This window comes from Cobetia sp. 1AS1 (assembly GCF_029846435.1).
GTDB lineage: Bacteria > Pseudomonadota > Gammaproteobacteria > Pseudomonadales > Halomonadaceae > Cobetia > Cobetia amphilecti.
Map to the genome: position 1 here is coordinate 452,824 of NZ_JARWKU010000002.1, position 23,299 is coordinate 476,122.

Here is a 23,299-nt window from a genome sequence, read left to right on the forward strand (position 1 = left end):
CCATTCAAAGATCGTTAGGTAGGCAATGCGCCTGCAGCTGAGCCGTCACAGGCTGGCGAGGGTAGTGTCGATGGCACGCCCCAGCTTGGCGGTGATCTCGTCCAGATGCGACTCCTGCAGAATGAACGGCGGTGCCAGCAGGATGTGATCGCCCTGGCGGCCATCGAGGGTGCCGCCCATCGGATAGCACATCAGGCCTTCGGCCATGGCGGCCTTCTTGAGTCGCGCGTGCAGCTTGAGGGCCGGATCGAAGGGGCGCTTGCTGTCGCGGTCCGCCACCAGTTCCAGCCCCTGGAAGAGGCCACGACCGCGGATGTCGCCCACATGGGGATGCTGCGCGAAGCGCTCGTTCAGACGCGCCATGAGTCCCTCGCCGAGGACGTTGACACGCGTGAGCAGGTCGCGGGATTCGATGGTCCGCTGGACGGCAAGGGCCGCGGCGCAGGCAGTGGCATGGCCGATGTAGGTATGGCCGTGCTGGAAGAAACCGGAGCCATTGGCGATGGCATCACGGATGCGCTGGCTGACCAGGGTCGCGCCGATCGGCTGGTAGCCGGCGCCCAGTCCCTTGGCGATGGTGATCAGGTCCGCCGCGACACCTTCCTGTTCGGCGGCGAACAGGCTGCCGGTGCGCCCCATGCCGCACATCACCTCGTCGAGAATCAGCAGCACGCCGTAGCGGTCACAGACCTCACGGATGCGCGTGAAGTAGCCCGGCACCGCCGTGACGGCGCCCAGGGTGGCACCCACCACGGGTTCTGCCACGAAGGCCATCACGTTGTCGGCGCCCAGGCGCAGGATTTCCTCTTCAAGCTCGGCGGCGAGACGCACCCCCATCGCTTCGGGCGTCTCGCCGGGCTGCTGGTCCCGATAGGCGTAGCAGGGGCTGACGTGGCTGACGTTGATCAACAGCGGCTCGAACTGCTGACGGCGCCAGGCGTTGCCGCCGGTGGCCAGTGCGCCCAGGGTGTTGCCATGATAGCTCTGGCGCCGCGCGATCAGGTGCTTGCGCTGCGGCTGACCGATCTCGACGAAATACTGACGGGCCAGCTTGAGTGCTGCCTCGACCGCTTCCGAGCCGCCGGAGACTAAGTAGACGGAGTCGAGCCCTGCGGGGGCGCGTTCGATGAGGAAGTCGGCCAGCTGCTCCATCGGGTCGCTGGTGAAAAACGAGGTGTGCGCGTAGGCCAGTTGGCTGACCTGGTCCTTGATGGCCTGCGCCACCGCCTCGTCGCTGTGCCCCAGGCATGACACGGCTGCGCCACCGCTGGCATCCAGATAACGGCGACCCTCGCGATCGACGATGTAGGGGCCATCGCCCTTCACGGCGGTGGGATACTCCTGATTGAGGTTGCGATGCAGTACGTGGCTCATGCGGGCTCCGTGGCGGCAGGGGTGCGAAGGCGTAATGCAAATATGTAGTGCATTTTCAGTTTGTGCAATAAATAATTGCATATGGTCGCTTGTGCCTTCGGAATCGACCGGCCAGAGATGCTACCGTTGCCGCCATCTGTCCTGTCCCTTGCCAAGGAGGTATCCCATGCCCCCATCCTCCCGAGCCCCCGGGCCCGCATCCCCTGACTCGCCGCCGGAGACCCTGGAGGGGTTGAAGCAGTTGCTGGCGGCGATCGATCGTCGTGAGGTGGAGATTCGTCTCGGCGCGAGTTCCCGGCGCGTGCTGGCGGTGCTGATCGAGTCCCCGCAACGTACGGCGGTGTCTTCCATCAGCCAGCTGGCGGAGTTGACCGGCGTGAATGCCTCGACCTTCTCGCGTCTGGCCCGGCGGCTGGGCTACGAGGGCTTCAGCAGGTTTCAGGATGTCTTTCGCCAGGCGGTGACGGATGGCGAGCATTTCTACAGCCAGCAGGCCTCGCAGCTGCTGGCGCGAGACGCCGATAGCAGCGCCATGGCCCAGCTTGCGCGGCTGGGGCGTCAGGAGAGCGCCAACATCCTCAGCATGCTGGAGAGGGTGGACGCCGCGGCCTTCGAAGCCGCGACCACCTTGCTGGCCGAGGCGCCGCGCGTGCGCCTGCACGGCATGCGTCAGTTCAATTCCCTGGCACTGTTCATGGCCTATGGGCTGGGCATGCTGCGCCCGGACGTGGCACCGCTGGATGCCAGTCGTCAGGGCGTGGCCGATGCACTGGCCCAGCTGTCGGCCGGCGACGTACTGGTGGTGGCCAGTTGCTTCCCCTATACCCCAAGCGTGGTGGCCTGCGCCGAGGTGGCGGTCAAGCGTGGAGTCGAGGTGATCGCGCTGACCGATTCGGCCAGCTCTCCGCTGGAGCCGCTGGCGCGCTATAGCTTCCATGTGCCCAATCACAGCCTCTTCTACAGCAACAGCATGAGTGCCTTCATGTTTCTCGCCGAAGGCCTGCTCAGTGAGGTGGCCAGCAAGCTGGGCGATGCGGGTGTGGCTTCACTCAAGCAGCGCGAGGCGATCATCACGGAGTTGGGGGGCGCACGCGGCTGATGCCCGCGACGCACTGCACCGAGCGTGAACGCGGTCATGCACCACGGTGGTGCGGGCGCAGACCTACGTAATGCGGCTTCAAGGCGCATGCAGGACCAAAGAGGCATGGAGGGAGATTGGCGTGATTCCTGCAAAACGACTGATATGAAATGACATCCGTCAGGGCAAGGAATTTCCCATGAGCCGCGAGTACCGTTACACCCTGGGCAGTCAGGTCCATCGTTTTGCCAATCTGGCCGAGCTGATGGCCAAGGCGACGCCCGCCCGCTCCGGAGATCGTCTTGCTGGCGTGATCGCGGAAACCGCCGAGGAGCGAGTCGTCGCTCAGCTGTGTCTGGCGGAATTGCCCCTCAAGACCTTCCTCGAAGACGTGCTGATTCCCTACGAACAGGACGACATCACCCGCCTGATCATCGATGAGCATGATCCGGTGGCGTTCCTGCCGATCGCCCATCTCACCGTCGGCGACTTCCGCAACTGGCTGCTGAGTGACCTCGCGACCCCCGCGGTGCTGGCGCAGGTGCGCGCCGGCATCACCCCCGAAATGGCCGCCGCGGTCAGCAAGTTGATGCGCAATCAGGACCTGATTCTGGTCGCGAAGAAGTGCGAGGTGGTCACCGCCTTTCGCAATACCATCGGCAAGAGCGGCCATCTCTCGACCCGCCTGCAGCCCAACCATCCCACCGATGACGTCACCGGCATCGCGGCGAGCATTCTCGATGGCCTGCTCTACGGCAACGGCGACGCCGTGATCGGCATCAATCCGGCCACCGACAACGTGGCCCAGAGCATCAAGCTGATGCGTCTGATGGATGAGGTGATCCAGAAGTACGCGATCCCCACCCAGTCCTGCGTGCTGACCCACGTCACCAATACCCTCGAGTGCATCGAGCAGGGTGCCCCGGTGGATCTTGTCTTCCAGTCCATCGGCGGCACCCAGGCCACCAACGAGAGCTTCGGGGTCGAGCTTTCCGTGCTGGCGGAGGCGCAGCAGGCCGCGCTGTCGCTCAAGCGCGGCACGGTGGGCGACAACGTGATGTATTTCGAGACCGGCCAGGGCAGTGCGCTGTCCGCCGATGCCCATCACTGCCTGGACCAGCAGACCTGCGAGGCGCGCGCCTATGCGGTGGCGCGCAAGTACTCGCCGCTGCTGGTCAATACCGTGGTCGGCTTCATCGGCCCCGAGTACCTGTTCAATGGCAAGGAGATCATCCGTGCCGGCCTCGAGGACCACTTCTGCGGCAAGCTGCTGGGTCTGCCGATGGGCTGTGACATCTGCTACACCAATCATGCCGATGCCGATCAGAACGACATGGATACCCTGCTGACGCTGCTCGGGGTGGCGGGCTGCAACTTCATCATGGGCATCCCCGGGTCGGATGACATCATGCTCAATTATCAGACCACCTCCTTCCACGATGCTCTCTATGCACGGCGGGTGCTGGGCCTGGGGCCGGCACCGGAATTCGCCGCCTGGCTCGAGGAGATGCAGATCTTCACCGATGTCGCCACCCAGGCATTGCCAAGCGAAATGCCCGACCGCTTCGCCAATTCACTGCGTCAGGTGACAGGAGGTGACGCATGAACCCTGACCAGCCTTCTGCTGACGCGGTCTCGCGCAGCCTCGAACCCGATGCCATCGTCACGCCCAATCCCTGGCAGCGGCTTGGCCAGTTCACGGATGCGCGCATCGGCCTTGGCCGTGCCGGTATCAGCCTGCCGACCAATCGTTCGCTGGAATTCCAGCTGGCGCACGCCCGCGCCCAGGACGCCGTCCACCTGCCGCTGGAGATTCCTCGACTGATCGAGGACCTCAACCAGCTCGCGGCGCTCGAGCATGCTCCGCAGATCCAGCGACTGCACAGTCGCGCCGTGGATCGCACCACCTACCTGCAGCGCCCCGATTACGGCCGGCGCCTCGATGAGGATTCGCGTGAGCAGTTGTCCGCCCTCGACGCCCAGCCTGCCGATCTGGCCATCGTGGTCGTCGATGGGCTCTCGTCTCTGGCGGTGCAGAACAATGCCGCGCCCTTCATCGCGGCACTGCTGGAGACGCTTGCCGAAGACGGGCCGGATGCCTGGTCCTTGGCGCCGATCAGCGTGGTGGAGCAGGGGCGGGTCGCGATCGGCGATGAAGTCGGTGAGCTGCTCAAGGCCCGTGCAGTGCTGGTGATGGTCGGCGAGCGTCCCGGCCTCAGCTCTCCGGACAGCCTCGGGCTCTATCTGACCTGGCAGCCGCGCGTCGGCCTGAGCGATGCCAGCCGCAACTGCATCTCCAATGTGCGTCCGGCAGGGCTCGACTTCGCGATGGCCGCCCAGCGTCTGCACTACCTGCTGCGTGAGGCACGCAAGCTCGGCCTCACCGGCGTGGGTCTCAAGGACAGAAGCGGCGAGACGGCGCTGGAAGGCGGCACCGGTATCCAGAACTTTCTGCTGTCCTGATGGGACGGCAGCGCAGCAGCGGGTATCTCCCGATCCAACAATGACAAATGCCTGAGGCATACAAGGCGGCACCATGACTCGCGACACGAATCACGACACGAATGAACAGGACTATCTGGCCAGGCGCCAATTGAAGAAAGGGACGGCAGGTTGGGTCCTGCTGGCGGGCCTCGGGGTCTCCTACGTGATTTCCGGCGATTTCGCCGGCTGGAATTTCGGCATCGGCGAGGCGGGCTGGGGCGGCTTCGCGATCGCCGCTCTCTTGATGGGCATCATGTACCTGGCACTCGTGCTGTCGCTGGCGGAAATGTCAGCGGCCATTCCGGCTGCCGGCGGCGGTTACAGCTTCGCCCGCCAGGCGATGGGGCCGGCAGGCGGCTACCTCACCGGTCTTGCCGTGCTGATCGAATATGCGCTGGCCCCCGCGGCCATCGTCATCTTCATCGGCAGCGCGGTGTAATCGTTGCTGGGCATCAATGGCCCGATCATCTACGCCATCTTCTATCTGGTGTTCATCGGCATCCACTTGGCGGGGGTTGGCGAGGCGCTCAAGGTGATGATGGTGATCAGCGGCCTGGCCGTGTTCGCGATCATCGCCACCGCCGTCGCGCTGATCGGTGATTTCGACAGCAGTCGCCTGTTCGACATCGCTCCGACCGATGCCTGGGGGGCAAGCGACTTCATGCCCAATGGCTGGTATGGCATCTGGGCGGCGCTGCCCTTCGGCATGTGGCTGTTTCTGGCCGTGGAAGGGGTGCCGCTGGCGGCGGAGGAATCACGCAACCCGGCCCGTGATGTCCCGCGCGGCATCATCGGCGCCATGCTGTTTCTGATGTTCACCGCCGTGCTGGTCGTCTTCCTGCTGGCCGGCGCTGCGGGTGCCGAAGCAATCGGCAGCAGCGCCGTGCCGCTGGTGGATGCCCTCAAGGCCACCGGCAGCGAGGGGCTGGCGACACTGGTCAATGTGCTGGCTCTGGCGGGGCTGGTGGCGTCGTTCTTCTCGATCATCTATGGCTACAGCCGTCTGGTCTTCGCGCTGTCGCGGGCGGGGTATCTGCCCAAGACGCTGTCGCTGACCAGCAAGCGCAAGGCGCCGACCTGGGCGCTGGTGGTGCCGGGCATCTTCGGGTTCCTGGTCTCGCTGACCGGCGAGGGCGATCTGATCCTGGGCATGGCGGTGGTGGGGGCGACAGTCTCCTACGCGCTGATGGCGGCCAGCCATATCCTGCTGCGCCTGCGTCAACCGGCGCTGGCACGTCCCTATCGCACGCCGGGCGGCATCGTGACGTCCGCCATCGCGCTGGTGCTCTCGCTGATCGCGCTGACCGGGGTCTATGCCTTCGATCCGCGTGCCTTCAATTACACCCTGATGCTGTTCGTGGTGGGCATCGCCTACTACGCCATCTTCAGCCGTCATCGGCTGGTGGCGAAGACCGCCGAGGAGGAGTTCGCGCTGGTGGCGAATGCCGAGAGTGACCTTGCGACCAGCTGATCCGCTCAATCAGCTCAATCAGCGCAGTTAGCAAAGACGACAACGCCCGCCATGGCTGACCATGGCGGGCGTTGTCGTGACTGGCGGGCTCAGTTCAGTTCAGATCAGAAAGGATACTGCGCCAGGAATTGCTGGGCGGCCGCGGCGGGGTCTTCGGCACTGCACAGCGCCGAGACGACGGCGAGGCCGTCGGTGCCGCTGGTCATGACTTCGCCGGCATTGGCCAGCGAGATGCCGCCGATGGCGACCGTCGGCAGCGGGCTTGAGCGTACGAGTTGCGTAAGCCCCTCGATGCCCAGCGGCGCGGCATGATCCGGCTTGGTCGGGGTGGCATATACCGGGCCGAGGCCGAGGTAGTCGATGCGCTCGACATCGACGGCCTTGAGCTGCTCAAGCGTCTGTACCGACAGGCCGATCAAGGCGTCCTCGCCGAGACGGCGACGCGCCTCGACCGGGTCGCCATCGCTCTGACCGATGTGCAGGCCATCGGCGCCACTGGCCAGCGCGACCTCGATGCGGTCATTGATGATCAGCGGCACCTCGTACTCGTCCAGCAGCGCCTTGAGGCGGATGGCCTGGGCGATCATCTCCTCGTCGCTGGCATGCTTGTCGCGCAGCTGCACGACACTGACGCCGCCGCGCACGGCGGCCATCACGGTGGCTTCCAGGCCGCGCTCTGCGCACAGCGCGGGGTCGGTGACCAGGTAAAGGGATAGATCAAGTGACATCGGTCAGCTCCAGACGGGAGGCTAGCGGGGTGGAATCGGCGTCGAGAGTATACAGGGCATCCATGAAGCGTGGCACGAAGCTGCCCGGGCCTTGCGCCGACTGGCCCGCCGTCTCACCGGCCTCGGCGTAGCAGGCCAGCGCGGCGGCGGTGGCGTGCAGGGTGTCGTCATGCCCGGCGAGGGAGGCGGCGAGGAAGGCGGCGACCACACTGCTCAGCGCGCAGCCCATGGCAGTGACGCGGCCCATCAGCGCATGGCCGCCCTGAACCGTGATTTGCCGCTGGCCATCGGTGACGACATCGACACGGCCGGTCATCGCCACCACGCAGTTCTGCGTGCGCGCCAGCGCGACGGCGGCCCGACTGGCGCGCTCCAGCGCATCCTCACCGTCATCGCCGCTGTCCACGCCGCGTCCCTGATTCATCTCACCGGCCAGCGCCAGCACTTCGGAGGCATTGGCGCGAATCACGCTAGGGCGATATTCCAGCAGCGCGCGGCACGCATACTGGCGCAGGCTGGAGGCGCCGATGCCGACGGGGTCCAGCACCCAGGGTTTGCCATCGCGGTGGGCGCACATCGCGGCCAGTTGCATGGCCTCGATCCAGCTGGGTGACAGCGTGCCGATATTGATCGACAGCGCCGCACTGATGGCGGAGATCTCCTGGACTTCCTGCTGCGCATGCGCCATCAGCGGCGAGGCACCGATGGCCAGCAGGGTATTGGCGGTCGGCGTCATCGCGACATGATTGGTGATGTTGTGCACCAGCGGGGTGGTCTGGCGCAGGTGATTCAGCAGGCTGCCGGGAGAAAGGGGCGACGATGGGGTCATGGGAGCTCGTGACTGGAGAAAGGAAGCATCAGCGCTCGAGAGTAAAAGCTGGCGCTGAAAGGTCAAGTGGGAAGGTCCGGCGCTGACGGTGGCGTGACGCGCTAGCTCTCTGTCATCTATCAAGAGTCGCGCAAAGGGTAATAAATAATATCTTGGTTCTATAAACCTTGACGACAAGTCCATAAGATACAGTATCTTACGGTCTTTTGTGTACGAGTCATCAGTCAAGGGTCACGCAGTGATACGGATAGGTCAGCGCGGTAGCGTCAGCAATACGAGCAGTAGTCACCTGGATATCGCTGGCAACAGCAGCACAAGTAGCACGAGCTACAACAGCAAGCTCCCGCGCGGCCGGCAGCCATCTGGCGGTTCTCGACTTGAGCACATCGCCAGAAGGGTAGTGATGGCGCTGACAGTGCCCGTGCTGTTGGGCGCTGCGGCCAGCAGTCAGGCGGATGCGGTGATCGCCAGCTGGAATCTCAAGCATGCCGGCTGGAACAACGGCAAGCATCTCGAGCAGGTCGCGGCGGTGGCGAGCCATATGGACCTGATCGGCCTGCAGGAGGTGATGAAGGAGGAGGTCGTCAGCGAGCTCGAGCAGCAGCTTGAGGCCCTGACCGGCGATGAGTGGGACAGTCTGGTCAGCCATGCGGTCGGGCGCAGCACCTATACCGAGCGTTACGCCTATCTGTATCGCGACAAGACGATCGCCTATCAGGGCGGGGCTACCGTCTATCTCGACCCCGAGGATGTGTTCTCGCGTGAGCCGCTGCTGGCCACCTTCGTCGAGAAGGACAGCGGGCGGGCCTTCAGCGCCGCCAACGTGCATATCGTCTATGGCGACAGCAAGGCGGATCGCGCGCCGGAAATCCGTGCGCTGGCGGATATCTACGACCTGATGAAGGAAATCTCGCCCGGCACTCCGGCGATCATCATGGGCGACTTCAACATGGCACCGACCGAGCCTGCCTGGGGAGACCTGCGTACCCTCGGCCTGCGCCCGCTGATCACCGAAGGGGCGACGACGCTCTCCAAGACCGATGGCCGCTATGCCTCGCTCTACGACAATATCTGGTATGTGCCGAGCGAATGGCCCAGCGCCAGCGGCGATGTGTTCCGCTTCCCGGACTATCTGGGTATCAGTCATGAGGCGGCGCGTGCCGATGTCTCCGATCACGCCCCGATCTATCTGTCGGTGACCGGCGAGACACTGGCGTTGCTGCCGCTGGACGGCGGCCAGCCGCAGGCGGCGGGCACAGAGGTGGCCAGTCGTGTATCCAACGCCTCCAGTTCGGCGAGTCAGACCTGTATCGACCTCAATACCGCCAACGCCGATCAGCTGGATCGCCTGCCCAATATCGGGCCGGCACGCGCCGCCGATATCATTCGTCAGCGTCCGTGGAGTTCCAGCGGTCAACTGACCCGCATCAGCGGCATCGGCAAGGGCACGCTCAGCGAGATCGTCGCCAGCGGCATGCTGTGCAGCTGAGCTGTTTTTAGAGCGGGTCTGTTCAACAGGTCAGTCTGAACTGATCAGGCCTGAGCCTGAAGAGATCAGTCTCGGTCTCACTCGAAAATGACGAAGCCAGCCATCACGGGGATAGCGTGATGGCTGGCTTCGTTGCCTTGAGGCTGGCTGGCCGTCTTCCTGGTGCCGCCTGAGGTCAGCTCAGATACTTCTCGAACCAGGCAAGGGTTCTGTCCCAGGCGAGCTTGGCGGCCTCTTCGTCATAGCGCGGGGTGGAGTCGTTGTGGAAGCCGTGGTGGGTGTCCGGGTAGATGTAGGCCTCATAGACCTTGTCGTGTTCCTTCAGCGCGGCTTCATAGGCGGGCCAGCCGGCATTGACGCGCTCATCGTGCTCCGCATAGTGCAGCAACAGCGGGGCCTTGATGGCGGCGACTTCCTCGGCGCGCGGCTGGCGGCCATAGAAGGGCACGGCACAGGCAAGCTCCGGATAGGCCACGGCGGCGGCATTGGAGACGCCCCCGCCATAGCAGAAGCCGGTGATGCCGATCTTGCCGGTGGTGCGGTCCTCGCTCATCAGGTAATCGATGGCGGCGAAGAAGTCGTTCATCAGCTTTTCAGGGTCTACCTGTGCCTGCAGCTCCTTGCCCCTGGGGTCATTGCCCGGATAGCCGCCCACCGAGCTCAGCCCATCCGGGGCCAGCGCGATATAGCCGGCCTTGGCCACGCGGCGCGCCACGTCCTCGATATAGGGGTTGAGGCCACGATTCTCATGCACCACCACCACGCCCGGCAGCGGGCCGCTGGCCTTGGCGGGTTTCACCAGATAGGCGCGCACCTCGCCGTGGCCCTCGGGGGACGGGTAGGTGATGTATTCGGCGACGATGTCGGGGTCGGTGAACTCGACCTGGGAAGCCAGCGCGTAGTCGGGGCTCAGGCTTGCCAGAATCGAGGTGGCCGTCATGCCCGCAACGGCAAAGGCCGCCGCGCGATCCAGAAACTGGCGGCGAGTGATGTTGCCATGCACATATCCGTCGTACAGCTCCAGCAACTCGGGAGCAAAATCCTTTGCAGTGAGGCGGGCCATGTCAGACTCCTGGGCAAGAGAAGGGGCGAGCGAGTCTTGAACATAGCAACCCACCATGACGCTACCAAGTTTTTGCCGGCCTGTTCACCGAGTCTGTCATTTTCCGGGTATGACATTGGCTGTGTCAGGTATTTGCCGAGTCAGATATTTGCCGAAGCGTGCGTGAGCCGGACGTGAGCCGGACGTGAGCCGGACGTGAGCCGGACGTGAGCCGGATTTGAACAGGGCAGGCGTGAGCAGGGCGGGTGTGGGAAGCACTGGTGTAGGAAGGCCTGGCGGCGCCGCCTGGCTGGGTTGAATGGACGTGAGCCGGGGCGCGCCAGTCGCCAGTCGCGGCCGTGCGCATTGTGACTGCAGGCGTCAATCATTATCATCTGCGCATGATTCATGCTGATAGCCGAGCTGCCTGGCGGCTCCGGTGGGCCCTGATGCATGGAAGTTCACTTCCTCCTCCTAGTGGCAGACCTTGCTGGTGATTGAAAAAAGTCCGATGTCTCCCCCCGCGCACGCTCAGGCCTCAGCGCCTGAGTCGTCGCCTACGCTCGCCCAGCAATACCGGCGCTTCGCCTGGAAACGTGTGGTGATTCTCGCCGCGCTGGGCCTGGCTCTGCTGTTGGCCATCCTTGGCGACATCATGACCGGCCCTGCCGATCTCGCGCTGTCTGATCTGCTGGGCGAACTCATCAATCCCGGCTCGCACGGGCCGATCAATGAAGCCATCGTCTGGCAGATTCGTCTTCCGACGGCGGTGATGGCGGCGCTGGTCGGTGCAGCTCTGGGGCTTGCGGGCGCCGAGATGCAGACCGTGCTCAACAACGCCCTGGCCAGCCCCTTCACGCTGGGCGTGGGCGCCGCGGCGACGCTTGGTGCCTCGCTGGTCATCATCCTGGATGTCGCCTTGCCGGGGCTGCCGCCCAGCTACACCATCGCGCTGATGGCCTTCGTGTTCGCGGCGCTGTCGATTCTGGCCATTGATGCCGTGGCCTCGCTGTATGGCGCCAGTCGCGAGGTCATCGTGCTGTTCGGCATCGCGCTGGTCTTCGTGCTCAACGCCGTCAATGCGCTGGTGCAGTTCGTGGCCAGTCCCGATGCGCTGCAACAGCTGGTGTTCTGGACCATGGGCAGCCTGTCGGAAGCCTCATGGGAGCGAGTCGCGATCATCGCAAGCGTCTTGGTCGTCTGCCTGCCCTTCGCCATGCGGCGTGCCTGGGCGCTGACAGCGCTGCGTGCCGGGGAAGACCATGCGCGCAGCTTCGGCGTGCCGGTCACCCGCCTGCGCCGCACGGCGCTGTTGCGCGTCAGCCTGCTGGCGGCAGTGGCAGTGGCCTTTGTCGGCACCATCGGCTTCATCGGTCTGGTCGGGCCGCACATGGCGCGTCTGGCGCTGGGGGAAGACCATCGCTTCTATCTGCCCGGCAGTGCGCTGGCGGGGGCGCTGGTGCTGTCCCTGGCCGCGACGGCCAGTGAGTCGCTGGTACCCGGACTGGTGCTGCCGGTGGGGATCGTGACCTCGTTGATCGGTATCCCCTGTTTCCTCGCCTTGCTGCTCGGTCAGCGCAGGGGGCAGGGATGAGCCATCACGTCTTTGATTCGCAAGCATCCTTGAGGATCTCGCAGCTGACCACCGGCTATCAGCGGCGCATGATCTTCGATCAACTCGATCTGCCACCGCTGCCGGCGGGCTCACTGGTCGGTGTGCTCGGGCCGAATGCGGTCGGCAAGTCGACCTTCCTCAAGGCGATTGCCGGCATGCGTCCGGCCAAGGGCGACATCCACCTCGGCGAGCTGGCGCTGTCGTCGCTGCACGGGGCGAATCGCATGCGCCATGTCGGCTACCTGCCGCAGACGTTGCCGCAGCCGACCAGTCTGGTCGCCTATGAAGCCGTGGCCAGCGCCTGTCGTGCGGCGCGTGCCGAACTGAGCCGCGAGGCCACGGATTCGCTGGTCGAGCAGGTCTTCGCGCGCCTGTCGCTGCATTCGCTGGCCTTCCGGCGCATGGACACGCTCTCCGGTGGCCAGCGTCAGATGGTCGGTCTCGCCCAGGCGCTGGTGCGCCAGCCACAACTGCTGCTGCTGGATGAGCCGACCAGCGCGCTGGACCTGCGCTGGCAGCTGGCCTTGATCGAAGGCGTGCGCGGTGTGGTGCAGGAGCAGCAGGCCATCTGCCTGATCGCGCTGCATGACATCAATCTGGCGCTGCGTTTCTGTGATCAGATCATCCTGTTCGCGCCCTCCGGCCTGCTGGCCACCGGGGCCCCGCGGGAGGTGATCACTGCCGAGCATCTGCGTGAGGCCTATGGCATCGAGGCGCGTATCGAGAGCTGCTCGCTGGGCCATCCGGTGGTGCTCACCGACCGCGTCGCCGACTCGGCCCACGCCGACATTGGCCATATCACGCGCGATGTCGGAGCCAGACGATGATGGCGGTGCGCAAGACTGAGCCCAGAAGCGAGCCCAGAAGACTGGCAGGCGCTTGCCTGCTGGCACTCGCCACTGTCTTCGCTGGCGCCTTCTCGAACGCACCGGGCAACCTTGCCCATGCCGCCGAGCCGGTCGCCAAGGGGCAGACCCAGGCCAGCTTTCCGCGTCAGGTCACGGATCTCGCCGGGCGCGAGGTGACGCTTGCGGCCTCACCGCAGCGCATCTTCCTGGCCCAGCCGCGCCAGCTGTATGCGCTGCTGACGCTGCTGGATGCGCCGCTTGAGCGCATCGTCGGCTGGGCCTACCCCCTGGCGGTGTTTGATCCCGCGATGACCGAGCGTCTCGAGACGCGCTGGCCGCAACTTGCCACGCTGCCAGCGCTGAGTCGCGCCTCGACCCCGAGCCTTGAGGGCGAGGCCCTGCTGGCGCTGACGCCGGACCTGGTGCTGTTCGATCTCTCCCAGCGCTCGCGTATCGAAGGCTCGCCGCTGGCGGCGCTGCTGGACGAGGTCGGCACTCCCTATCTTTATGTCGAGTTCAATCACCATCCGCTGCAGGATGCTCCGGTCAGCGTGCGCCTGTTGGGCGAGGTGCTCGGTGTCGAGGCGCGTGCCCGCGAGGTGGATGACACCATCGCGGCGCATCTGGCGCTGATTGACGAACGTCTGGCGACGATTGCCGAGCGGCCGCGTGTGCTGATCAACATCGCACCGGGCGTGAAGGTGGATTGCTGTCGTACCAATCTGCACAACGGCGTGGCGGACCTGGTCACGCGGGCCGGCGGGCGCAATCTGGCCGCTGAACTGGCGCCGGTCAGCGGTGCCACCCTCAGCAAGGAGTGGGTGCTGGCACACCCGCCCGAGGCGATTCTCAATACCGGCGGCCAGTGGGCCAAGGGCGATGGACTGCGTGCCGGCATCGGCATCTCGGGGGAGGATATCCAGCACGACCTGGAACGCATGGTGCAGACACTGCCCGGCTGGCAGTCACTGGATGCCGTCAAGCAGGGCCGGGTGATGGCGCTGTGGCATGGCTTCCACCAGGGGCCCTATGCCATCGTCGCGCTGGAGGCCATCGCGCGCTGGTTGCACCCCGAGACCTTTGCCGATCTCGACCCCATGGCCACCTTTGGCTACCTGATGAATGACCCGACGCTGTCGCGCAGCAGCGGCCACTTCTGGGGCCAGCTGGCGCTTGAGGCGCCTGACACGCCCCAATGAGCTGATCGGGGCTGGTGCCTGCAGGTGCTCGGGGACGGAAGTCGTATTTTCTACTTGAGGCTTTCCTGAAACGATGGGGCGACGTTGTCATCGTCCCATGATGTTATCGCTCGGCTAGTCATCGTCCGACGATGGCATCGCCCGAGGGTGTCATCGCCTGATGAAGACATCGGGCCAGCGACGGGAGGCCGCATGTCAGAGCAGGATGACCGCAAGCCCACAGCGACGGTCAGTCCGGTGCGCAGTGCGCAGCTGGTGGCAATCGTCCTGGCGCTGATCGAGCTGTTCCAGGGAGATTGGCAGGGCGCCCTGCTGCTGGGCGGGATAGGTTGGGTGATCGGGCTTTTCAAGCATCCGCGCTGATAGGCGGCGCGAATGGTACGTCTTTTCCGTGACAGGAAATCAGGGGGTAATGTGGCCAAGACACGCATGGTGACCCAGTTCGGCATGGGCACCTCCATTCGCAGCCAGAGCTACACCGAGGCGGCGGCACGTGGCATCCGCGATGCCCTGTGGCACAACTCGCTCAACGTGGCGGACGCCTTCGGCTTCCCCAAGGAGGCGATGCTGATCGAGGTCGAGATCGGCGTGCAGCAGCCCGACAAGGTCGACAGTGACGCCCTGCTGGGCATCTTTCCCTACGGTCAGCCCAGTGTGCGCGTGGTCAAGGGCGGGCTGGACGTCGCCAAGCCGGATGGCAGCGGGGTCAGCGTGATCGCCAATGTCGCCATCATCGTGTCATTCGACATGGCGGCCGCCGGCGTGGCGCCCACTTCTTCCGCGTCCGGGCAGTCGGCAGGAGGTCAGGCATGAGCGAGCAACGCATCATTCTCGAGATGGGCACCGGCAATGACCTCTATGGCATGGACTACACCAAGGCCGCCTGCCGTGCGGTACATGATGCCCTGCATCATTCCTCCATCGTGATGTTCCAGTCACTCGGCATCGATCACCACCAGATGCGCGTCGAGGTCACCATCGCGGTGCAGGAGCCGGACGCCGTGGATGCAGACGCGGTGGCGCGCGAGCTTCCCCGTGGGCGCGCCGAGGTGACGGTGGTGCAGGGCGGTCTCAATGTGCATGACGAGGCCAGTGGCCAGACGCATGTCATCGCCTCGGCCGCCATCGCCGCCATGCTCGATATCGACCACGACGCCTGGCAGCTGTGTCAGTCGTAGGCGAGCGCGCTGACTGAGGTCGTGTCGGCCAACGAAGAAAGCCCCCGTGCGTCAGTGACGCACGGGGGCTTTGCGGTTCAGGCCAGGTGGCGCAGGCGCTGATTACAGCGAGCTGATGCGTAGTACCGGCTTGACGGTCAGACCTGATTTCGAATCCGCGAAGGCCTGTTCGATGTCATCGAAGTCATACATCTGGATCAGCTTGTCGAAGGGGAAGCGGCCTTCCTTGTAGTAGCCGACCAGGCGCGGGATGAAGACGCGCGGCACGGCGTCGCCTTCGATCACGCCGATCATCGACTTGCCTTCCGCCATCAGGTCGTGGTGCACGTCCAGGGTCACATCGTGGGTCAGGCCGACGATGGCAGAGGTGCCCAGCGGACGCAGCACCTGCAGGGAGCTGCGCACCAGCATCGGTACTCCGGTGGTCTCGAGGGAGAATTCGCTGCCGCCATCGGTGATGCGCTTGATCTCGCCGACCAGGTCCTCGGTCTTGCCGTTGACGCTGTGGGTCGCGCCCAGCTCATGGGCCAGCTCCAGACGGCTCTCGTGCAGGTCGACCGCGATGATGTTCTTGCAGCCGGCGATTTTGGCCGCCATCACGGCACTCAGGCCCACGGCGCCACAGCCGAACACGACGAGACTGTCACCGAAGCCCGGCTTGAGGCGATTGAGGATGGTGCCGGCGCCAGTCTGGATGCCGCAACCCAGCGGGCCCAGCAGGGCGAGATCGACATCGCTGTCGACCTTGACGGCATTGCGCTCGCTGACCACGGCGTGAGTGGCGAAGGACGACTGGCCGAAGAAGGTGGCGACGTCATGGCCGTCACAGCTCAGGCGCTTGCCGCCATCATCCATCACACCGCCGAAGTTGAGCTCACCGCCACGCTCGCAGACGGTCGGGTGTCCGGTCAGGCAGTGGCTGCAATGGCCACAGTGCGCGAAGGACAGCACCACATGGTCGCCCACTTCCATGTCGCGGACATTGTCACCGATCTGCTCGACCACACCGGCACCTTCATGGCCGAGCACGATCGGATAGGGGGCGATGCCCAGGTCGCGTGCGGCGGCATCGGTATGGCAGACCCCGGTGGCCACGACACGTACCAGAATCTCGTCACCCTTGGGGGACGCCAGTTCGACGTCCTTGAGGTCAAAGGGCTGGCCTTGGGTGGCGGTGACGGCGGCGCGAATTTTCATGGTGCTGATCCCTTTGATGATCGAGTGATGGCGTAGCGGCAACCTTCAGGGGCGTCGTTGGGCGGCGTGCCGTTCGGGGCTGCTCTCTTGACTGCTTCAGGGCTGTCGCAAGTCGTTCAGGACTGTCTAGCCTCGTTCAGGACTGTCTAGCCTCGTTCAGGACTGTCGCAAGGCGCTCAGGGCTGCTAGGTCGTGACATGGGCGATCACTGACATGCCGATGCGTACCTTGTCGAAGTCGGGCTGGTTCGGGTCGAACACGATCTTGACCGGCATGCGCTGGGTGATCTTGGTGAAGTTGCCGGTGGCGTTCTCGCTGGCCACGGCCGAGAAGGCGCTGCTGGAGGCCGGTGCGATGCTGTCGACATGGCCAGTGAAGGTCTTGCCCGGCAGGCTATCCAGCGTCATCTCGACCGGTTGGCCCGGCTCCATCTCGGCCATCTGGGTCTCGAGATAGTTGGCGACGACATAGGCTTCCTTGTGCGGCACGATGGCCAGCAGCGAATCACCCGGTTGCACGTAGGCGCCGACACGCAGTGAGCGCTGGGTGACGATGCCATCCTTCGGCGCACGAATGACGGTATAGCCGGTGTTCAGCTCCGCCTGCTCGAGCGCTGCACGTGAGCGTTCGACCTCGGCCAGGGCTTCCACGCGCTGGGCTTCAAGGACGCCGATCTGCTTTTCCGCCGAGCGCTGAGCCGCCTGGGCCTGCACGAGATTGGCTTCCCAGATGCCCTGCTGTTCATCGGCCTTTTCCTTGTCCTGCTGGGAGGCGGCGTTGGTCATGCGCAGGCTGCGGTAACGCTTGGCATCGTTGCGCGCATAACGCAGCGAGGCCTGGGTGGACTTCACTTCGGCGATGGACTGCTGCACGACGGCGTGCTGACGCTCGATGTTGGCATCCAGGTCACCGACCGCTGCCTGCTGGGCGGCGAGATCGGCCTGGGCGGAGTGCAGGGACGCCTGGTAATCGCGGTCATCCAGCGTGGCCAGGATCTGGCCTTCCTTGACCACTTCGTTGTCCTCCACCAGCACCTTGTCGATCTGGCCTGCGACGCGTGTGGTCACCATCACGCTATCGGCGCGCACATAGGCATTGTTGGTGGCTTCGCGGCCATCGTGGCCCTTCCAGTAGAGGCCCGCGTAGGTCGCGACCAGCAGGAGCGCCAGAACGCTCAACAGTAGGGTGGTACGTGTCTTGTTCATGTCGGTGTCGTATCTCGTCGTCTATGTCGAAGAAGGGGGGGAGTGGCTGAATCCTGGCTGGCGGGCAGCCGCCGGCTTTGTCTGTGTCTATGCCCCGGAGGGTTGTGCTTGAGGGAGCTGAGACTGAGGGGGCTGAGACTGAGGGGGCTGAGACTGAGAGCGCTGTGCTGGCTCTGGTTGAGGTGCCGGCGCCGGTTGGGGCGGATAGGCGCGGATCGGCAGCACCATGACCAGTATCAGCAGCGCCACCACGAAGGGGATGATGGCGAGGTAGGCATCCGCATAGCTCATCACGGAGGCCTGCTCGGAGATGCGCGTGGTGATATCGCTTGCCGCATCGACCTGGATGAGTCCGGCGGGCTGATTGCCCTGCAGGCCGAGTGCCTCGCCCAGGCGGGTGGTGTGCAGGGCTTCACGCGTGACGAGGAAGCTTCCGTAGACCGTGGAGGCCACCACCGTGAACAGGGCGCGCAGCGAGTTGACCATCGCGGTGGCGAACGGCCCTTCCAGCGGGCTGAGCGCCCCGGTGGCATTCATCAGCAGCGGTACCACCACCATCGGCTGGCCCAGGGTGTTGAGCACCTCGATGAGATAGAAGTTGTCGCGATTCCAGTCGCTGGTGAGCTGCGAGCCCAGCAGGCAGCTGATCAGGATCAACACCAGGCCCGTGGCCATCACGTAGCGGCTGTCGACGCTCTTGCGATTGATCAGCGCCGCCACCAACGGTGCCAGCAGCAGCTGCGGCAGGGCCATGGTCAACATGACCGGGAACAGCTGCATGGGGCGATAGCCTTGCACTTCCCCCAGGAAGGCGGCGGGAATGGTGCCGGCGGCCAGGGTCAGGAACATGAAGGTACACAGGGTGATGATGCCGAAGGCAAAGTTGCGGCGTGCCAGCAGCTGCAGCTTGTAGAGCGGCATCGGGTGGAACCACTCATGGATCAGGAAGGTCACGAAGACCAGCCCGCCCGTGGTCAGCAGGGCGACGATCAACGGCGAGTTGCCCCAGTCGAGTCGCTCACCCTGGGTCATGCCGGCGACCAGCGCGCACAGGGCGGTGACGCCCAGCAAGGCACCGAGCCAGTCGAACTGCTTGCAGCGTTCCAGCTTGAGCGGGTCCTGCGGCAGGCCCCAGGAGACCAGTGCGGCGGCGAGAAGGCATACCGGCGCGGTTTCCCAGAACACCAGATTCCAGTCGCCCAGGTCGCCATAGAGAGCGGCCAGCGGTGCCGACAGATAAGGGCCGAAGGTGGCCGTCATCGCATAGGCCGACAGACCATAGAGCTTGCTGTGCCACGGCAGGAAGCGCAGCGCCGACATCATCAGCAGCGGCAGGATGCTGCCGGAGGCCAGGCCCTGGGCAACGCGCAGCCCCGCCATCAGCGGGAAGCTGTCGGCCAGGGGCACCAGCAGAGAGAACAGGGCCAGTGACAGGCAGGCACCGATCGCGAAGCGGCGCAGGCTGAAGGTGACGGCCAGCCAGCCGGCGAGCAGCATCATCGAGACTTCCGCCGCGCTGTAGATCGTGGTCAGCCAGCTGCCCTCATCGTGGGAGAAACCGAAGTGTCCGACCACATCCGTCAGGACGGTCTGCGTGACACGCTCTCCCACACCGGACATCAGCGATGCGAGCAGAATGCCCACAAGACCGAGTGCGAGTCGTAGATTGAAGGGTTGAGGAGCGGCCACTGTAGAGTTCCCGTTTTGAGGTGAAGCGCTAGACACCTTGGGTGTCTCGTTATGCGGTACACTGTACCACTTGGTGGTTTCGTTAGGCAAGTAGTTAGCTTGTTAAGGAGTTGTGTCTGTGTCCACAAGAGAAGGTAGTGGCGTGCAGGTCGTGGCCAGGGTGGCGGCGATTCTCAAGAGTCTGGAAGGCAGTGAGCAGGGCATGAGCCTGGGGGAGATCGCCGCCAGGAACGATCTGCCGCGCTCGACCGTCAAGCGGCTGGTCGATGCGCTGGCCCAGGAAGACCTGCTGGAAATCCACGGCCATGGCGGGATACGGCTCGGCTCTGCGCTGATGCGGCTGGCGCGACATAGCCAGCTCGATATCACCACGCATGCCAAGTCGTTTCTGGAGGCATTGAGCGGCTCCACCGAGGAAACGGTGGTGCTCTGCAGTCTGAGCGGCAACGAGCTGCTGATACTGCACTCGGTGTTGTCGCCGCTGCCGCTGCGGGTATCACCGATGGCCGGCAACTTCCTGTCATTGCATGCGACAGCCAGCGGCAAGGTGTTGCTCTCGCATCTCGAGGATGAGCAGGTGGAGCGCTTGCTGGGCACGGAACTCACGGCCTACACGGACAACACCCTCGCGATGCCGGCGCTGCTGACGCAGCTGGCCGAGGTGCGTCGCACCGGCACCGGTCATGACTCGGATGAGCATATGCAGGGGGTTGGCGCGATCGCTATCGGCCTGGAGACCAGCCAGGGCCATTACTCCGTGTCCGTGGTCGGCCCCTCGTGGCGCATCAGCGAGCGCAAGGCGGAGATTCAGGCCGCGCTGCAGGCGACCCGTGACGAGATGCTCAAGGCCTTCCGTTCACTCAAGTGAGGGCTTCCCGCCAAGGCGGCAAGGCTGCCGTGTACGGCGGCTGATCGAACGGCGAGATGGTGGAGAGGGCGAACAGGAAGGCAGGCACAGCAACGCCGCTCACCCGAATGGGCGAGCGGCGTTTATTTACTAGGCAGCACTCAGAGACAGAGCCGAGAAACTCAGTTTGGAAAGAGAGTCTAGAAAGAGAGTCTAGAAAGAGAGTCTAGAAAGAGAGCTCAGAGGCCAGGGCTCGCTCAGGCCTCTCTGGCCGCGATCAGCTGGTCCGCCAGGGTCATCAGCTCCGCGGCGATGAAGTCCGGGGCCGGCACATTCTCGGCGGGCAGCACGGCATTGTGCGGGCGCGTCAGCAGGGCGCCCTGCATGCCGGCGGCCTGGGCGCCGATGGTGTCCCACACATGGCAGGCGATCATGCACATGTCGCCCAGTTCGACCTCGAGCTGCTCGGCGACATGCTGATAGGTGGCCGGCGCCGGCTTGAACTGCTTGACGCTGTCGACGCTGAAGTGCTGCTCGAAGGCCTCGCTGATACCGGCCTTCTCCAGCGGCGTCGGGGAGGCGCCTGCGGGGGAGTTGGTCAGCGTCACCAGACGAAAACCAGCCTGCTTGAGGCGCTCAAGCGCCGGGGCGACATCGGGATGGGCCGGCATCTCGGCCATGCGCGACTTGAGCTCCTCGATATCGTCATCCGCGAGTCTGACCTGATGGATGTCGGCGACCATCTTGAGGGCGCCCACGCCGAGCGCACCGAAGGGGGTGTAGCGTTGTGAGAGCGTCATGGTCTGCGAGTACAGCACCAGCTGTGCGAACCATTCGCGCAACACGCTTTCATCACCGAACACGCGTGAGAACAACGGCGAGAGAGTGGTGATGTCGAGCAGTGTCTCGTTGACGTCGAATACCAGTACGTCGGGAAAGGTCGTGTCAGACATGATGACTCCTGGGGTGATATTTCAGACATGCAGTGGACGCGAAGCGAGGTAGCAGGCCGAAGGGGAGCGTCAGGGGGTCAGTGCCAGCGGATCAGCGCCAAGGAATCAGCGCTGGCAAGCCCGCGTCACTTTCTTCATGACGCAAGACTACCCGTTGTTGAGCGATTGCTCAAATCATGGCCGTTGGCAGTGTGATGACGCCGGTCAGAGGTCTGGAATGGCACCGGCAGTCTCAGCGTCTGACGGCGGTCGATATTTTCATGATCAAATGTTGTACAAACATTGAATTTACGCCATATTGCGTCGCAGAAGGGCTGAAAAAACCAAGAAAACAGCAGGGGTAAGGGACAATGAGCAATATCGCTATCTGGATGGGGCTTGGCTTGGCCGTCACCTTTGTGCTGTTGGCGACTGGCGTCTTTGACAAGCTACTGACCCGTATCGAGCAGGATGATTCGGCGCGCAAGATGAAATGATCTGCTGGCGGTGACAGCCGAAGGGATTCACGTAAAACCCACCCTCCAGGGTGGGTTTTTTCATGCCCGTTTGGCGACAGAACCTGCAGGGCATGCGCGCCTTGCGGTTTCGCGAGTCTGAAGCCGGCATGTCATCGGTCAGCGAATGTAGTCTTGCGTATCGCTGTGTAATCATGGAGAAGTGATTTGCTATCGGGGTGTTCGTCGCGGTCATGGTGACTGGCGAGTCGCGATGAGATCAACGTGCTGAACACGCCAGCAAGTTACCACTGGTTAACGTTTCGAGAAATGTCGCCCACAAGTGAGAGTTGTACAGATATCACATCATGGATAGTGTGAGTTCAGCGGGTTTTACAGAGTATGAGGGATGTTCACACCCGTAATGGTTACCTGAACGCGTGTGATCATTGCCGTGAATTCAATCAGTGTGGCTCCAGGGAATCGAATCATGGATGAGAAAGCCAACGCCGTTCTGTCCTGCCCGGTATGTAACTGCCTGAGCATGGATTACCAATATCATGAGCGCTCTGATGATTACCTGGTGCACTGTGGTGAGTGTGCCGAGTTCATCGGCACCTGGTCGTTGTTGCAGCGTGAGCTTGCAGTGCAGAAGGCACGGATTGCCTTGCTCAGTCCGGAACTCGCCAGTCAGAGTCTTTACCGTCGTGTGCGCAGCATGCCCGTCATCCACTGAGGCGTGAGCGGGTGAGCTTTCGCTGAGCTCGCCCGACGAAAGTCATCGTGTGTTGCTCTCGAAATTCCTGTCGGGATGTCTCGAGCATGAATGTCAGATACAACAAGGCCCCGCCATGGCGGGGCCTTGCTGTATCTGACGTCTGTGGCCGTGTTCAGTTCTGGTAGGCACCGGCGGCGTAGGTCATTTCATAGCTGTGGCTATAGACCTCGAGGATATTGCCGAACGGGTCTTCCATGTAGACCATGCGGAACGGCTTCTCACCCGGGAAGTACTCGCGTACCGGCATGCGCTGCTTGCCGCCGGCGGCGACGATGCGCTCGGCCAGACCTTCGACGTCGGGGTCCTGGACGCAGAAGTGGAAGATGCCGGTCTTCCAGTACTCGAAGTTGTTTTCCGGCGTCTCGTGGTTCGGGAATTCGAAGATCTCGACACCGATACGGTCGCCGGTGGACAGGTGGGCGATGCGGAAGCTGCCCCAGCCCGGACCGAAGACATCGCTGCACATCACGCCGATGGCGGAGTCATCTTCGGTGATGGTGGTCGGCTCCATCACCACGTACCAGCCCAGCACTTCGGTGTAGAACTTGACCGCGGCTTCCACATCACCGACGGACAGGCCGATGTGGGAGAAGGTGCGCGGATACGGTGTGTTCTTTTCGTTGCTCATGAGTCACCTCGATATGTGAGTCGTGAAGGAAATGGCTCGGTCACTGCCTGCGTGACGTTGGAAGCCATCTTGGGCGTCATGAGCAATAATGAAAACTACGTAGCTGTTATGATAATGATAAGACTTTCTTATTGCGGTAGGGGTTCTCCGTCGCAGTCTTGCTGATGCTCCTCCTCTGACGCTGCCATCCTGATTCTGTCCACTGACTCTGCCCCCTGATTCTTCCAGCCCCC

Annotated in this window: 22 protein-coding genes and 1 pseudogene; 14 read left to right on the plus strand and 9 right to left on the minus strand. The window is 63.8% G+C overall.

What is annotated here, in order from left to right; translation table 11 throughout:
* Window positions 1–45: 45 nt before the first annotated feature.
* Window positions 46–1,374 carry an aspartate aminotransferase family protein gene (locus tag QD280_RS05715; RefSeq protein ID WP_279838569.1) on the minus strand — a complete coding sequence of 443 codons (1,329 nt, stop codon included), beginning with the start codon at window positions 1,372–1,374 and terminating at the stop codon, window positions 46–48.
* 166 nt (window positions 1,375–1,540) lie between these two features.
* Between QD280_RS05715 and QD280_RS05720 the strand changes: the two genes are divergently transcribed.
* The 4 genes and pseudogenes from QD280_RS05720 (at window position 1,541) to eat (ending at window position 6,407) form a co-directional block, all read left to right on the plus strand.
* Window positions 1,541–2,473: a MurR/RpiR family transcriptional regulator gene (locus QD280_RS05720; RefSeq protein ID WP_279838570.1), complete on the plus strand. Its 933-nt coding sequence runs from the start codon at window positions 1,541–1,543 to the stop codon at window positions 2,471–2,473.
* 178 nt (window positions 2,474–2,651) lie between these two features.
* Window positions 2,652–4,058, plus strand: a complete 1,407-nt coding sequence (locus tag QD280_RS05725; protein ID WP_279838571.1) for an ethanolamine ammonia-lyase subunit EutB — start codon at window positions 2,652–2,654, stop codon at window positions 4,056–4,058.
* Window positions 4,055–4,915 (plus strand): ethanolamine ammonia-lyase subunit EutC, encoded by an 861-nt coding sequence (gene eutC / locus QD280_RS05730; protein WP_279838572.1) that lies wholly within the window; start codon window positions 4,055–4,057, stop codon window positions 4,913–4,915. The genes QD280_RS05725 and eutC overlap by 4 nt, the downstream gene beginning before the upstream one ends.
* A gap of 73 nt (window positions 4,916–4,988) precedes the next feature.
* A pseudogene (gene eat, locus QD280_RS05735) lies at window positions 4,989–6,407 on the plus strand (ethanolamine permease).
* A 104-nt stretch (window positions 6,408–6,511) separates the two neighbouring features.
* Here the strand turns inward: eat and thiE are convergent.
* Together thiE and thiM are read right to left on the minus strand one after the other, a co-directional pair.
* A complete protein-coding gene (thiE, locus tag QD280_RS05740; protein WP_024952615.1) occupies window positions 6,512–7,135 on the minus strand; it encodes a thiamine phosphate synthase in 624 nt (207 codons plus the stop codon).
* Window positions 7,125–7,964, minus strand: a complete 840-nt coding sequence (gene thiM, locus QD280_RS05745) for a hydroxyethylthiazole kinase (protein ID WP_279838573.1) — start codon at window positions 7,962–7,964, stop codon at window positions 7,125–7,127. The genes thiE and thiM overlap by 11 nt, the downstream gene beginning before the upstream one ends.
* Window positions 7,965–8,367: 403 nt before the next feature.
* Between thiM and QD280_RS05750 the strand changes: the two genes are divergently transcribed.
* Window positions 8,368–9,453: an endonuclease/exonuclease/phosphatase family protein gene (locus tag QD280_RS05750; RefSeq protein ID WP_279838574.1), complete on the plus strand. Its 1,086-nt coding sequence runs from the start codon at window positions 8,368–8,370 to the stop codon at window positions 9,451–9,453.
* Window positions 9,454–9,628: 175 nt separating this feature from the next.
* Here the strand turns inward: QD280_RS05750 and yghX are convergent, their stop codons facing one another.
* Window positions 9,629–10,516 carry a YghX family hydrolase gene (yghX, locus tag QD280_RS05755; RefSeq protein WP_279838575.1) on the minus strand — a complete coding sequence of 296 codons (888 nt, stop codon included), beginning with the start codon at window positions 10,514–10,516 and terminating at the stop codon, window positions 9,629–9,631.
* 490 nt (window positions 10,517–11,006) lie between these two features.
* On the opposite strand from yghX, the gene QD280_RS05760 reads away from it, so the two are divergent.
* The 6 genes from QD280_RS05760 to QD280_RS05785 all read left to right on the plus strand — a co-directional run bounded on the left by QD280_RS05760 (window position 11,007) and on the right by QD280_RS05785 (window position 15,335).
* The gene (locus QD280_RS05760; RefSeq protein WP_084589434.1) at window positions 11,007–12,089 is read left to right on the plus strand and encodes an iron ABC transporter permease; all 1,083 of its coding nucleotides are present in this window, start codon (window positions 11,007–11,009) and stop codon (window positions 12,087–12,089) included.
* Window positions 12,086–12,937: an ABC transporter ATP-binding protein gene (locus QD280_RS05765; RefSeq protein WP_054556228.1), complete on the plus strand. Its 852-nt coding sequence runs from the start codon at window positions 12,086–12,088 to the stop codon at window positions 12,935–12,937. The genes QD280_RS05760 and QD280_RS05765 overlap by 4 nt, the downstream gene beginning before the upstream one ends.
* The gene (locus tag QD280_RS05770; RefSeq protein WP_279838577.1) at window positions 12,934–14,157 is read left to right on the plus strand and encodes an ABC transporter substrate-binding protein; all 1,224 of its coding nucleotides are present in this window, start codon (window positions 12,934–12,936) and stop codon (window positions 14,155–14,157) included. Before QD280_RS05765 ends, QD280_RS05770 begins: the two co-directional genes overlap by 4 nt.
* Window positions 14,158–14,349: 192 nt before the next feature.
* Entirely contained in the window at window positions 14,350–14,520 is a 171-nt protein-coding gene (locus tag QD280_RS05775; RefSeq protein WP_160317865.1) for a hypothetical protein, read from the plus strand.
* Between the two features lie 51 nt (window positions 14,521–14,571).
* A complete protein-coding gene (locus QD280_RS05780) occupies window positions 14,572–14,970 on the plus strand; it encodes a Lin0512 family protein (protein WP_279838578.1) in 399 nt (132 codons plus the stop codon).
* Window positions 14,967–15,335, plus strand: coding sequence for a Lin0512 family protein (locus tag QD280_RS05785; protein WP_176677416.1), 369 nt, complete (start codon window positions 14,967–14,969; stop codon window positions 15,333–15,335). The genes QD280_RS05780 and QD280_RS05785 overlap by 4 nt, the downstream gene beginning before the upstream one ends.
* A 102-nt stretch (window positions 15,336–15,437) precedes the next feature.
* Here the strand turns inward: QD280_RS05785 and QD280_RS05790 are convergent, their stop codons facing one another.
* From QD280_RS05790 to QD280_RS05800, 3 genes are all read right to left on the minus strand, one after another.
* Window positions 15,438–16,532, minus strand: coding sequence for an NAD(P)-dependent alcohol dehydrogenase (locus QD280_RS05790; RefSeq protein ID WP_279837317.1), 1,095 nt, complete (start codon window positions 16,530–16,532; stop codon window positions 15,438–15,440).
* 185 nt (window positions 16,533–16,717) lie between these two features.
* Window positions 16,718–17,737, minus strand: coding sequence for an HlyD family secretion protein (locus QD280_RS05795; protein WP_279838579.1), 1,020 nt, complete (start codon window positions 17,735–17,737; stop codon window positions 16,718–16,720).
* A gap of 87 nt (window positions 17,738–17,824) precedes the next feature.
* Complete coding sequence (locus QD280_RS05800) at window positions 17,825–19,426, minus strand: MFS transporter (RefSeq protein ID WP_279838580.1); 1,602 nt, start codon at window positions 19,424–19,426, stop codon at window positions 17,825–17,827.
* 118 nt (window positions 19,427–19,544) lie between these two features.
* On the opposite strand from QD280_RS05800, the gene QD280_RS05805 reads away from it, so the two are divergent.
* Window positions 19,545–20,294: an IclR family transcriptional regulator gene (locus QD280_RS05805; protein ID WP_279838581.1), complete on the plus strand. Its 750-nt coding sequence runs from the start codon at window positions 19,545–19,547 to the stop codon at window positions 20,292–20,294.
* 236 nt (window positions 20,295–20,530) lie between these two features.
* On the opposite strand, the gene QD280_RS05810 is transcribed toward QD280_RS05805, so the two are convergent.
* Window positions 20,531–21,226, minus strand: a complete 696-nt coding sequence (locus QD280_RS05810) for a haloacid dehalogenase type II (protein ID WP_213114751.1) — start codon at window positions 21,224–21,226, stop codon at window positions 20,531–20,533.
* 350 nt (window positions 21,227–21,576) lie between these two features.
* Between QD280_RS05810 and QD280_RS05815 the strand changes: the two genes are divergently transcribed.
* The gene (locus QD280_RS05815; protein ID WP_263643033.1) at window positions 21,577–21,702 is read left to right on the plus strand and encodes a hypothetical protein; all 126 of its coding nucleotides are present in this window, start codon (window positions 21,577–21,579) and stop codon (window positions 21,700–21,702) included.
* Between the two features lie 448 nt (window positions 21,703–22,150).
* Window positions 22,151–22,396, plus strand: coding sequence for a hypothetical protein (locus QD280_RS05820; RefSeq protein ID WP_043333917.1), 246 nt, complete (start codon window positions 22,151–22,153; stop codon window positions 22,394–22,396).
* A gap of 154 nt (window positions 22,397–22,550) precedes the next feature.
* Here QD280_RS05820 and QD280_RS05825 read toward each other — a convergent pair whose 3' ends face one another.
* Entirely contained in the window at window positions 22,551–23,066 is a 516-nt protein-coding gene (locus tag QD280_RS05825) for a lactoylglutathione lyase family protein (RefSeq protein WP_043333918.1), read from the minus strand.
* Between the last annotated feature and the right edge of the window lie 233 nt (window positions 23,067–23,299).